Raw genomic sequence first — 11159 nt, forward strand, 5'->3', positions numbered from 1 at the left:
GCGTATTGCGGTGCAGCGTGATTGTGGACATTCCCGGGGCGCGCGCCCTTCCTATTTCTTACCAAGTTGGAGTCAGGTTGATGCGATTGGTTCTGTTGGGACCGCCCGGTTCGGGCAAGGGGACACAGGCGACGCGCCTGAAGGAACAGCTGGCGATTGCGCACATTTCCACCGGCGACCTGCTGCGTGCCGAAGTGGCGGCCGGTACCGAGCTGGGCAAGCAGGCCAAGGCCGTGATGGACGCCGGCAACCTGGTGTCCGACGACATCCTGCTGGGCATGCTGGAATCGCGCCTGGGCCAGGACGACGTCGCCAACGGGTTCATCCTGGACGGCTACCCGCGCAACGTGGCCCAGGCCAACGCGCTGGATACCCTGCTGGCCAAGATCGGCCAGCCGCTGGACGCGGTGGTGCAGCTGGACGTGCCGACCGAACTGCTGGTCGAGCGCATCGCCGGCCGTGCCGCCGAACAGGGCCGCGCCGACGACAATCCCGAATCGGTGCGCCAGCGCCTGCAGGTCTACAACGACCAGACCGCGCCGGTGGTGGATTTCTATGCCGGCCGCGGCACGCTGGCCCGCGTTGATGGCGTGGGTGAGCTGGACGACGTGGAAGCGCGCATCCGCGCGGCGATCCAGGGCTGATCGCGTGGGCGCTGCTTCGGCAGCGCCTGCGGTACGGGATCGGTGCAGCCGGCCGCGCCGGCCCCGGAAACAGGCACGCCCGGTCCCCGAAGGGACCAGGCGTGTCTGCTGTTAAGGCGCCAGCTGGCGGGCTTGCTCAGGGCCCCGCAGCATGAGCCCCCCTGGGGATGGCCTCTTGGGGAGTAGGACCAATGGGGTACTACGGCTGGCAACCTGAATTGTGTCCGTGTTCACACTAGTTGGCTATCGGGAATTCCCCGACATCACTGTGGATTTTTCTCACAGTCTTTGTAGGACTTGTCTGACGACGCGCACACGCGTCGACAGTGATCGGCGACAATCGAGCGCATGAGCACGATACATATCCTGGGCATTGCAGGCACTTTCATGGGCGGCGTCGCCGCGTTGGCACGCGAACAGGGCCTGACGGTCCGTGGCAGCGACCAGGCGATCTATCCGCCGATGTCCACCCAGCTCGAACAGCTGGGCATCACCCTCGACCCCGGCTATCGCGCCGACAGCGTCGGCCCCGACTGCGACGCGGTGGTGGTCGGCAATGCACTGTCGCGTGGCAATCCGGCGGTGGAAGCGGTCCTCGACGCCGGCCAGCGCTATATCTCCGGTGCGCAGTGGCTGTCCGAGCAGGTGCTGCCGGGCCGCGACACGCTGGCCGTGGCCGGTACGCACGGCAAGACCACCACCACCACCATCCTGACCTGGCTGCTGCAGGCCGCCGGCCGTGAGCCGGGCTTCCTGATCGGGGGCGTGGCCGAAGACTTCGGCGTGTCCGCGCGGTTGGGCAGCGGACGCGAGTTCGTGGTCGAAGCCGACGAATACGACACCGCCTTCTTCGACAAGCGCAGCAAGTTCGTCCACTACCGGCCGCTGGTGGCGATCCTCAACAATCTTGAATTCGACCACGCCGACATCTTCCCCGACGTCGCTGCGATCCAGCGCCAGTTCCACCATCTGGTGCGGACCGTGCCGGCGCGCGGGCGGCTGATCGTCAATGGCGAGGACGCGCGCCTGGCCGAGGTGCTGGCGATGGGCTGCTGGACACCGGTGGAGCGTTTCGGCTTCGATCCGGCGCTGGAGTGGAGCGCTGCGCTGGTGCATGCCGACGGCAGCCGCTTCCGCGTTGCACACCGGGGCGTGGACGTGGGCGAGGTGCAGTGGTCGCTGCTGGGCCGCCACAACGTGCTCAACGGGCTGGCCGCACTGGCCGCCGCGCATGCGGTGGGCGTCGACCCGGCACAGGTGATCCCGGCGCTGGCGACGTTCCGCAGCGTCAAGCGCCGCATGGAAGTGATCGGCAGCGCCGATGGCGTGACCATCTACGACGACTTCGCGCACCATCCCACCGCCATCCACACCACCCTGGAAGGCCTGCGCGCCAAGGTGGGCGATGCCCGCATCGTGGTGGCGATGGAGCCGCGCAGCAATTCCATGCGCCTGGGCGCGCACGCGCAGGCGCTGGCGCCCTCGCTGGACCTGGCCGATGCGGTGGTGTTCCTGCACCGCCCCGAACTGGCCTGGGATGCAGTCGCGGTGATCGCGGCGGTGCGCGGCGACGCGCACGCGGTGCCCGATACCGATGCGCTGCTGGCCCGGTTGGGCACGGTGGTGGTACCGGGCGACCACGTGGTGTTCATGTCCAACGGCGGCTTCGACGGCGCGCCGCGCCGCTTCCTGGCGCAGCTGCAGGCATCGTAATCGGCCATGACCGAGACTGCGTCCCTGCCGCTGTTTCCCCTGCAGGCCGTGCTGCTGCCCGGCGCCGCGCTCGGGCTGCGGGTGTTCGAGCGCCGCTACCTGGACATGCTGCGCGACTGCGGCCGGCAGGATTCCACCTTCGGCGTGTGCCTGATCCTGGACGGCGATGAGGTCGGTGGCCCGGCCGTGCCGGCGGCCTACGGCGTGGAAGCGCGCATCGAGGATTTCGACGTGGGCGCCGATGGCGTGCTGGTACTGCGCCTGCGCGGCCAGCGCCGGTTCCATGTGCTGCGTACGCGCGTGCGTGACAACGGCCTGGTGCTGGCCGACGTGCAGTGGAGCCCGCCCGATCACGACGACGAGCTGCGCCCCGAACACGCGCTGCTGGCCACCGTGCTGGAACACATCATCGAACAGGCGGGGGCGGCATTCGCCCCGGTGCACCCGGGGCAGCTTGACCAGGCCGCATGGGTGGGCTGGCGGCTCGCCGAGCTGCTGCCGCTGCAGGAACCCCAGCGGCTGCAGCTGCTGCAGCAGGACGACCCGCACCAGCGCCTGCAGGACCTGCTGCGCTGGATACCCGCGTAGGCGCGGGCACCAGCGCCGGGTAGATCCCGGCGTTACGGGGTGGTCTTGACCCGCAGCACCGGCATCTGTGTTTCCGGATGGGTGGAGACCTGCTGCGGCAGGCCGTCCAGCGCCTCACGCACGGCATTCAGCGACGGGTCGATGCCGCGCATCGGCCGCCACATCCCGATCAGGTTGAAGTGCCGCTGGTAGTGCAGGGTCTGCGCACTGCCCAGCCACAGCGGCTGGTCGCCGGGTTGCAGGCGGGCCGGCGCCGGCCACAGACGCAGCGCGAAGATCTCGTTGGGCGCATTGCCCGCGCGCAGCATCAACAGCGATTCCACCTGGGTGTCCAACGTCGCCGGCAGCACCGGGATCTGCTCCTGGCCGGCGGACTTGTCCAGCATCAGCAGGGCCTGTTCCCAGCCGGCCTGCGGCTGCACGCGCCAGCCCTGGCTCTCCAGACGCTTCTGCAGCGGCGCCAGCGGCCCGGCCACCTGCACGTCCAGCGGCCAGCGCTGGTCATCGTCGAATTCATTGCGGCGTGCCGGCAGCTGCTGCCACGCCTGCTGCCACCAGGCCGACGACGCGACATCCACCGGCGCCGGCTGCGCCGGTTCAAACCGCGCCAGCTTCACCGGAATGTTGCGCGGTGCGTACCACAGCGCGGCCACCGCGAAGGTGCCGTAGAACAGCCACGCCACCGGCTTGACCCAGAACGAGCGGTTGAAGCGGCGGCGGTAGGCGATGCCCAGCACCAGCAGCCAGAAGATGCCGAACAGCATGCCGCCGATCACGTCGCTGAGCCAATGCGCGCCCAGGTACAGGCGGGCAAAGCCGATCACGCTGACGATCACGCCGGACAGCAGGTACGGCCACACGCGTGTGCGCCCGGGCAGCTCGCGCGCGATCAGCACCGCGAAGAAGCCGAAGGTGATGGTGGCCATCGTCACCGACACCGACGGGAAACCGAACCCGCTGCTGGCATCCGGCGGGCGTACCACGTGCACGGTGGCGCCCAGCAGCTTGGTCAGGGCCAGGCCGAAGGCCAGCGCCGCCAGCCAGTGGCCGGCCGCCATCCAGCGCCGGCGCCAGATCAGATACCCCATGCCGGCCGCCGTGGCCGGTGCCAGCACCGGCCAGGCGCCCAGCGAGGCCAATGCGGCCATCGGGTAGTCGGCCAGCGGATTGCGCAGTGCCAGCATGGCCTGGTGCACGGCCAGGTCGAGGGCGAGCGGTTCGCCATGCGCGACCACCGCCATCAGCAGGGCGAACCAGCACCAGCCCAACAACAGCAGCATCAGCGCCAGCATGGCCAGCGGCACCGACTCGCGGCGCTGCGGGTCCAGCACCGACACCGAATAGCGGCCCAGGGTGGGGTGGCGCTGCGACCAGCGCAGCAGCGCGGCCAGCCAGCTGTCCATGCGCGCGGCCGACCAGCGGTAGCCGTACAGCACGATCGCCCACACCAGGCCCATGATCACGCCCAGCAGGGCAAGCACCATCACCAGCCGCCCGGCGACGGCGGCCACGGCGTCATAGGCCTCGCCGAGCACCCAGCCCGGCGCCAGGAACAGCACCGCCCAGGACAGGCTGGCGATACCGCTGGCCTGGATGTAGCGCGACAGCGGCATCTTCAGCATGCCGGCGATGGCGGGCACGAACGGGCGGATCGCACCGACGTAGCGCGCCACCAGGATGCTCTTGAAGGCATTGCGGCGGAACATCGTCTCGCCGCGGTCCAGCAGCTGCGGGTATTTGCTGAAGGGCCAGAAGCCGCGCAACCGGTCGCCCCAGCGACGCCCGATCCAGTAGCTGATGCCGTCACCGGCGAACGCACCCAGCGCCGCGCACGCCACCGCGTACGGCCCGGAGATCTGGCCCAGGCCGATGAAGACGCCCACGGCGAACAGCAGCGGCAACGCGGGCACGATCGCGCCCAGCACGATGACCGCATCGCAGAAGGCGATAAGGAAAATGACCGCGCCGGCAAGCACGGGGTGAGCTGCGATCCACGCAAGCGTGGCATCGATCCATGACGAGTCCATGCGGGGATTATAGGGGTGTGAAAGTGACTGATTGCCGGCCAGCAGCAGGGAAATGCCGTGATCTGCCGCGTATCGACGTGAATGGGTCGCTGCCATGCCTAGAATGACGCAGTGAATACGCCCCCCTCCCAGCAGGCGCTCAAGTCCGACACCTTCGGCCGCATCCTGCTGGTCGAGCAGGACGGGCACCGCTTCATCCGTCGTGATCTGCACGCCGGCCCGTGGTGGCTGCGCGGGATCGCACGCGCGCTGGCGCGGCGCGAAGCGCGCGCGCTGCGGCATCTGGAGGGGCTGGCGGCGACGCCGCAGCTGCTGGCGTCGAACCGGCAGCAGCTGGACCGCAGCTACATGCCGGGGCAGGCGATGTACCAGCGTCCGCCGCGCGGCGACCTGGCGTACTTCCGCGCGGCGCGCGCGCTGCTGCAGCAGGTCCATCGGCGCGGCGTCGCGCACAACGACCTGGCCAAGGAGGCCAACTGGCTGGTGCGCGAGGACGGCTCACCGGCGGTCATCGACTTCCAGCTGGCGGTGATCGGCAATCCGCGCTCGCGCTGGATGCGGCTGCTGGCCCGTGAGGACCTGCGCCACCTGCTCAAGCACAAGCGCATGTACTGCGGCGCGTCGCTGACCCCGGTGGAGCAGCGCGTGCTCGCGCGGCATTCGTGGGTACGCGACCTGTGGTTCCGTACCGGCAAGCCGGTGTACCGCTTCGTCACCCGCCGCCTCCTGCACTGGGAAGACAACGAAGGGCAGGGACCCAAGCCGTGATGTCGCCACACGCGCGTCGCGATGCGGCGCGCGCGGCATAATGCCGGTCCACGCAACCGCTTCGAGGACGTCCGCATGGCCAGTCTGCAAGGCAAGACCCTGTTCATCACCGGCGCCTCGCGCGGCATCGGCCTGGCCATCGCCCTGCGCGCGGCACGCGACGGCGCCAACGTGGCCATCGCAGCCAAGTCGGCGGTGCCCAATCCGAAGCTGCCCGGCACCATCCACAGCGCCGCCGCCGCCGTGACCGCCGCCGGCGGCCAGGCGCTGGCCCTGCAGTGCGACATCCGCGAGGAAGACCAGGTGCGCGCGGCGGTGGCCGCCACCGTCGACACGTTCGGCGGCATCGACATCCTGGTCAACAACGCCAGCGCGATCTGGCTGCGCGGCACGCTCGACACGCCGATGAAGCGGTTCGACCTGATGCAGCAGGTCAATTCGCGCGGCAGCTTCCTGTGCGCGCAGGCCTGCCTGCCGCACCTGCTGCAGGCGCCCAATCCGCACATCCTGACCCTGGCGCCGCCCCCCAGCCTCGACCCGAAATGGTGGGGCCCGCATACCGGCTACACGCTGGCCAAGATGGGCATGAGCTTCGTCACGCTGGGCCTGGCCGCCGAGTTCGGGCCGCAGGGCGTGGCAGTGAATGCGCTGTGGCCGCGTACGATCATCGCCACCGATGCGATCAACATGATTCCCGGCGTAGACAGTGCCGGCTGCCGCACCCCGGAGATCCTGGCCGACGCCGCGCACGCCGTACTGACCCGCGAGGCGGCCGGTTTCAGCGGGCAGTTCCTGCTCGATGATGAAGTGCTGGCGCAGGCCGGCATCACCGACCTGGGCCGCTACGCGGTGGACCCGTCGCGCCCGCTGCTGCCGGACCTGTTCCTGGACTGAGCGAGACGCGGGCGTCAGGGTGTGACGCCATCGGCAAGCAGATGACGCGCGGTTGATACCGTGCGCGCCCCCTGCTTGCCGGTCCTTCAGATGTTTCCTGTTGATCGAAATGCCGCCCTCGCCGTGGCCGCTGTCGTCGTCGGCCTGCTCGGCGCCTGTGGAAAAGTCGATTCCCCTACCGCCGAAGCGCGGGGCGTCCAGAAGGCCAACGCCTATATCGCGTGCTTCAACGCCGTGGGGCAGCCGATTCTGGACAGCTTCGCGCAGTACACCGGCTGGATGCAGGACGCCGAGGCCGGCCCGACCGGACGGGAGACGCAGGTTCGCGGCCCCGGGACGGTTCTGGCCCATCACGCGAAGCCGTGCGCCGCTCCGATGGTCGCTGCGCTGGCGATGGTGCCGGCCGATCCCCACCTGGACGCGCCGGCCCGTGCCTACCAGGCTTCCTTCGAAGACCTGTATGGCGTCATCGAACAGGCCGATCGGTACTACCAGCGTGAGGACTACCGGCAGGACAACGGTGTCGGCATGCGCGGCCACCACGCACCGTTGATGCAGGCCTACGGGGCGTTCTTCGCCGCGGCCAGGGCGATGAATGCCGCGCTGGAAAAGCGCGAGGACGACAGCCGCATGGCGCAGCTGAAGGCCATTGAAGCCGCGGAAGGTCGCTCGCTGGCGTATCACCGGCTCAGGATCGTGAGCGAAGGCCAGCAGCTGACCCGGCTGCTCGCCGCGGATGCGCCGGATCTGGATGGTGCTCGCACACAGCTGACCGCCTTCCAGGCGCAGTTGCGGCAGGCGCAGGACGACACGGTTGGCAACGGTGATGCGATGTGGGGGCAGGTTGTGCGTGCTGCCGATGCGCTGGAACGCGACGCCCAGCGCCGCATCGAGCGCGTGCAGACCGGGACGCCGCCTACCCGCGGCGGGCAGAGGGTGATGCAGGGGAGTAGCCAGCCGGACAACCTGCAGGGCTCCGCCGAAGCGGTGATGGCCAGCTACAACGATCTGGCGGAAATGAGCAATCGCACGACCCACTAACGCGGTGCGCGCGCAGATCGCCGTCCGCTGCTGACCACTACTGGTTGAACGCCTCCGGCAGCGCGTGCCCGCAGCGCCGGCAATGCCGCGCATCGGGCTCGTGTCCTTCCAGCCCGCAGTGCGGGCAGCCGCGCGCGTCGCGGCGTGCGGCCAGCTCGGCATCGCGCATGGTGCTGGCCAGTTCGGCGGTGTAGATGCCGGTCGGCACGGCGATGATGCTGTAGCCGATCAGGATCAGCACCGAGGTGACGAAGCGGCCGAGTACGGTCTGCGGCACGATGTCGCCGAAGCCCACCGTGGCCATCGTCACCACCGCCCAGTACATGCTGCTGGGGATGCTGGTGAAGCCGTGGTTGGGCCCTTCGATCACGTACATCAGGGTGCCGGCGATGATGGTGATGGTCACCACCGTGAACAGGAACAGCAGGATCTTGCGCCGGCTGCGCCACAGCGACTGCATCAGGATGCCGCTTTCCTCGATGTAGCGGGTCAGCTTGAGGATGCGGAACACGCGCAGGATGCGCAGGGCGCGCACCACCAGCAGGCTCTGCGCGCCGGGGATGAACAGCGACAGATAGGTGGGCAGGATCGAGGCCAGGTCGATGATCCCCCAGATGCTCACCGCGTAGCGCAGCGGCCGTTTGACCACCAGCAGGCGCAGCACGTATTCGGCGGTGAACAGGAGCGTGAAGCCCCATTCGAGCACGTACAGCCAGTCGGCGTGGGCGACGTGGAAGCGCTGCACGCTGTCGAACATCACCACCAGTACGCTGGCGATGATGGCGTAGACCAGCAGCAGGTCGAAGTTGCGCGAGGGCCGGGTGTCGTGGCGGTAGATGATGTCGAACCAGCGACGGCGCCAGCCGGTCTCGGTGGCGGGATTGAGCTGGGGGGCGCTGAACGGTCGCATGGGCCGCATTGTGCCTGAGCCGGCGGAAGCGCGAGAATGGGACTTTCCCGATGCCCCTGACCGCCATGACTGCCGCCGCCCCCGATCCGCTGTTGTCCCTGTCGCATTACTACCTGCCGGTGTACAAACCGCGCCAGGTGGTGCTCGAGCGTGGCCAGGGCGCGCGCGTGTGGGACACCCAGGGCCGCGAGTTCATCGACCTGGCCGCCGGCATTGCCGTGTGCGGGCTGGGCCACAACGACCCGGACCTGACCGCGGCGCTGATCGAGCAGGCCGGCAAGCTCTGGCATACCAGCAACGTGTTCTACAGCGAGCCGCCGCTGCGCCTGGCCGAGGAACTGGTCACCGCCTCGCGCTTCGCCGAGCGGGTGTTCCTGTGCAATTCCGGCGCCGAAGCCAATGAAGTGGCGATCAAGCTGGTGCGCAAGTGGGCGTCCTCGCAGGGCCGTCCGGCCCACCAGCGCGTCATCGTCACCTTCCGCGGCAGCTTCCACGGCCGCACGCTGGCGGCGGTGACCGCCACCGCCCAGCCGAAGTACCAGGAAGGCTACGAGCCGTTGCCGGGTGGCTTCCGCTATGTGGATTTCAACGACGACGTGCAGCTGGAGACCGCGATGGCCGCCGGCGACGTGGCGGCGGTGATGCTGGAGCCGATCCAGGGCGAGGGCGGCGTGATGCCGGCCAAGCCGGGCTTCATGCAGCGCATCCGTGACCTCTGCGACCAGCATGGCGCGCTGATGGTGCTGGACGAGATCCAGGTCGGCATGGGCCGCACCGGCACCCTGTTCGCGCACTGGCAGGACGGCATCAAGCCGGACATCGTGACCCTGGCCAAGGCGCTGGGCGGCGGGTTCCCGATCGGGGCGATGCTGGCCGGCCCGAAGGTTGCCGAGGTCATGCAGTTCGGCGCGCACGGCACCACGTTCGGCGGCAACCCGCTGGCTGCGGCGGTCGCCCGGGTGGCGCTGCGCAAGCTGTCCTCAGCAGAGATCGGGCACAACGTGGGCCGCCAGTCGCAGGCGCTGCGCGATGGCCTGGGCCGGATCAACGACGAGTTCAAGGTGTTCAGCCAGGTGCGTGGCCGCGGCCTGATGCTGGGCGCCGTGCTGGATCGCGATTTTGCCGGCCAGGCCGGCGCGATTCTGGACCATGCCGCCGACCAGGGACTGCTGACCCTGCAGGCCGGCCCGGACGTGCTGCGCTTCGTGCCCTCGCTGAACATCACCGACGAGGAAATCGCCGAAGGCCTCAAGCGCCTGCGCGCAGCCATCCAGTCGTACATCGCGTCGCGCTGAGCCGGCGTACGTTGCGGGCCCGGTCAACCGCCGAGCCCGTAGCGCTTCATGACCTTGCCGAACGTGCGGCTGTCGGCCGCCGTTTCGGCCTGCAGCCCGGCCACGCGCGCGCCGCGCACGTTGGTGAACAGATCGTCCACGAACAGGGTCCGCTCCGGCCGTACGCCGAGCAGGGCAGTGGCCTGGCGGAATACCGCCGGGTCGGGTTTGCGCTGCCCCAGCGTGCCGCTGCACAGGATGCGCCCGCGCAGTGCGTCGGCCAGGGTCGGCAGCAGGCGCGGAAGGGTGTCGGCCATCAGCGCCCCGTTGTTGGTCAGCACCGCGATCGGCAGACGCTGTGCGACGCGCTGCACGCGCTCGATCACCCCGGCCTGCGGAACGGAGGCGGCGATGCGTGCGGCCTGCCACTGCGCCACGCTGACCGGCGTGCCCAACGCCTCGCCCAGGCGTGCCAGATACACCGCGCTGTCCAGCCCGCTGTCGTGCTGGCGGTCGAGTCCGCTGTCGAACAGTGCGGCGTGCACCTGCGCCGCGCTGCAGCCGCAGGCGGTGGCAAGGTGGCGTACGCGCAGGTGCCGTGCGTAGCGCACCAGCACGCCATCGACATCCAGCAGCAGGCAGTCCACGGCAAACGGCATCGCACACTCTCGTCCAGGTCCAATGCTGACCGTACCCCAGCCACGGTGCGCGCTGCGACATCGCGTCGCAGGTCGGCCGTGTACGCGGCCCCTAGAATCGCGGGGACCGTTTACTGGAGATCGCCTTGAAACTGCTTGTTCCCGTGTTGTTCGCCGGCCTGATGCTGGCCCCGGCTGCCCACGCCCGCGTCTGCGCGGTCACCCTCGACAGCACCGATCAGATGAGCTTCAACCAGAAGGAGATCAAGGTCGCGGCGGACTGCAGCCAGGTCAAGCTGACGCTGCGCCACACCGGCAGGCTGGCGGCCACCGCGATGGGCCACAACTGGGTGCTGACCCGCAGTGCCGATTACCAGCCGGTGGCGATGGCCGGCATGCGCATGACGCTCGCCGACAGCTACCTGCCCAAGGGCGACGCGCGCGTGCTGGCGCACACCCCGGTGATCGGGGGCGGACAGAGCACCAGCGTCACCTTCTCCACCGCCAAGCTCACCAAGGGCAGCGACTACACCTTCTTCTGCTCGTTCCCGGGCCACTTCGCGATGATGAAGGGTCGGTTTGTGTTCGGGTGAAGCCCGAACACAAACCGGCCGGTAGTTACCAACCATTTGTTGGTGGGGATTTGTTTTGTTTAGAGCCGC

11 protein-coding genes are annotated in these 11159 nt (G+C 69.0%); 8 read left to right on the forward strand and 3 right to left on the reverse strand.

Features of this window, described 5'->3' with window-relative positions; genetic code table 11:
- The first annotated feature begins 80 nt into the window (after positions 1-80).
- The 3 genes from ACO6VK_RS00170 to ACO6VK_RS00180 all read left to right on the forward strand — a co-directional run bounded on the left by ACO6VK_RS00170 (position 81) and on the right by ACO6VK_RS00180 (position 2945).
- Entirely contained in the window at positions 81-644 is a 564-nt protein-coding gene (locus ACO6VK_RS00170) for an adenylate kinase (RefSeq protein ID WP_422504896.1), read from the forward strand.
- Between the two features lie 348 nt (positions 645-992).
- Positions 993-2357, forward strand: coding sequence for a UDP-N-acetylmuramate:L-alanyl-gamma-D-glutamyl-meso-diaminopimelate ligase (mpl, locus tag ACO6VK_RS00175; protein WP_422504897.1), 1365 nt, complete (start codon positions 993-995; stop codon positions 2355-2357).
- 6 nt (positions 2358-2363) lie between these two features.
- A complete protein-coding gene (locus ACO6VK_RS00180; protein WP_422504898.1) occupies positions 2364-2945 on the forward strand; it encodes an LON peptidase substrate-binding domain-containing protein in 582 nt (193 codons plus the stop codon).
- A 32-nt stretch (positions 2946-2977) separates the two neighbouring features.
- Here ACO6VK_RS00180 and ACO6VK_RS00185 read toward each other — a convergent pair whose 3' ends face one another.
- Positions 2978-4972, reverse strand: a complete 1995-nt coding sequence (locus ACO6VK_RS00185) for a VTT domain-containing protein (protein WP_422504899.1) — start codon at positions 4970-4972, stop codon at positions 2978-2980.
- A 111-nt stretch (positions 4973-5083) separates the two neighbouring features.
- Here ACO6VK_RS00185 and ACO6VK_RS00190 point away from each other — a divergent pair, with 111 nt between their 5' ends.
- From ACO6VK_RS00190 to ACO6VK_RS00200, 3 genes are all read left to right on the forward strand, one after another.
- Positions 5084-5740 (forward strand): phosphotransferase, encoded by a 657-nt coding sequence (locus ACO6VK_RS00190; RefSeq protein WP_422504900.1) that lies wholly within the window; start codon positions 5084-5086, stop codon positions 5738-5740.
- A gap of 75 nt (positions 5741-5815) precedes the next feature.
- Complete coding sequence (locus ACO6VK_RS00195) at positions 5816-6634, forward strand: SDR family oxidoreductase (protein WP_422504901.1); 819 nt, start codon at positions 5816-5818, stop codon at positions 6632-6634.
- A 123-nt stretch (positions 6635-6757) separates the two neighbouring features.
- Entirely contained in the window at positions 6758-7675 is a 918-nt protein-coding gene (locus tag ACO6VK_RS00200) for a YiiG family protein (RefSeq protein ID WP_422504902.1), read from the forward strand.
- Positions 7676-7712: 37 nt separating this feature from the next.
- Here ACO6VK_RS00200 and ACO6VK_RS00205 read toward each other — a convergent pair whose 3' ends face one another.
- Positions 7713-8585 (reverse strand): ion transporter, encoded by an 873-nt coding sequence (locus tag ACO6VK_RS00205; protein ID WP_422504903.1) that lies wholly within the window; start codon positions 8583-8585, stop codon positions 7713-7715.
- 65 nt (positions 8586-8650) lie between these two features.
- On the opposite strand from ACO6VK_RS00205, the gene ACO6VK_RS00210 reads away from it, so the two are divergent.
- Positions 8651-9880, forward strand: coding sequence for an acetylornithine transaminase (locus ACO6VK_RS00210; protein WP_422504905.1), 1230 nt, complete (start codon positions 8651-8653; stop codon positions 9878-9880).
- 23 nt (positions 9881-9903) lie between these two features.
- Here ACO6VK_RS00210 and ACO6VK_RS00215 read toward each other — a convergent pair whose 3' ends face one another.
- The gene (locus tag ACO6VK_RS00215) at positions 9904-10518 is read right to left on the reverse strand and encodes an HAD-IA family hydrolase (RefSeq protein WP_422504904.1); all 615 of its coding nucleotides are present in this window, start codon (positions 10516-10518) and stop codon (positions 9904-9906) included.
- Positions 10519-10679: 161 nt separating this feature from the next.
- Here ACO6VK_RS00215 and azu point away from each other — a divergent pair, with 161 nt between their 5' ends.
- Positions 10680-11090: an azurin gene (azu, locus tag ACO6VK_RS00220; RefSeq protein ID WP_422504906.1), complete on the forward strand. Its 411-nt coding sequence runs from the start codon at positions 10680-10682 to the stop codon at positions 11088-11090.
- Positions 11091-11159 lie beyond the last annotated feature (69 nt).

It is taken from the genome of Stenotrophomonas sp. GZD-301, from assembly GCF_049310345.1.
Lineage (GTDB): Bacteria > Pseudomonadota > Gammaproteobacteria > Xanthomonadales > Xanthomonadaceae > Stenotrophomonas.

Bases quoted from the DNA above. Each gene is read 5' to 3' on its own strand.
- ACO6VK_RS00170 (WP_422504896.1), top strand. From the start codon at position 81: ATGCGATTGGTTCTGTTGGGACCGCCCGGTTCGGGCAAGGGGACACAG.
- mpl (WP_422504897.1), top strand. From the start codon at position 993: ATGAGCACGATACATATCCTGGGCATTGCAGGCACTTTCATGGGCGGC.
- ACO6VK_RS00180 (WP_422504898.1), top strand. From the start codon at position 2,364: ATGACCGAGACTGCGTCCCTGCCGCTGTTTCCCCTGCAGGCCGTGCTG.
- ACO6VK_RS00185 (WP_422504899.1), bottom strand. From the start codon at position 4,972: ATGGACTCGTCATGGATCGATGCCACGCTTGCGTGGATCGCAGCTCAC.
- ACO6VK_RS00195 (WP_422504901.1), top strand. From the start codon at position 5,816: ATGGCCAGTCTGCAAGGCAAGACCCTGTTCATCACCGGCGCCTCGCGC.
- ACO6VK_RS00205 (WP_422504903.1), bottom strand. From the start codon at position 8,585: ATGCGACCGTTCAGCGCCCCCCAGCTCAATCCCGCCACCGAGACCGGC.
- ACO6VK_RS00210 (WP_422504905.1), top strand. From the start codon at position 8,651: ATGACTGCCGCCGCCCCCGATCCGCTGTTGTCCCTGTCGCATTACTAC.
- ACO6VK_RS00215 (WP_422504904.1), bottom strand. From the start codon at position 10,518: ATGCCGTTTGCCGTGGACTGCCTGCTGCTGGATGTCGATGGCGTGCTG.
- azu (WP_422504906.1), top strand. From the start codon at position 10,680: ATGCTGGCCCCGGCTGCCCACGCCCGCGTCTGCGCGGTCACCCTCGAC.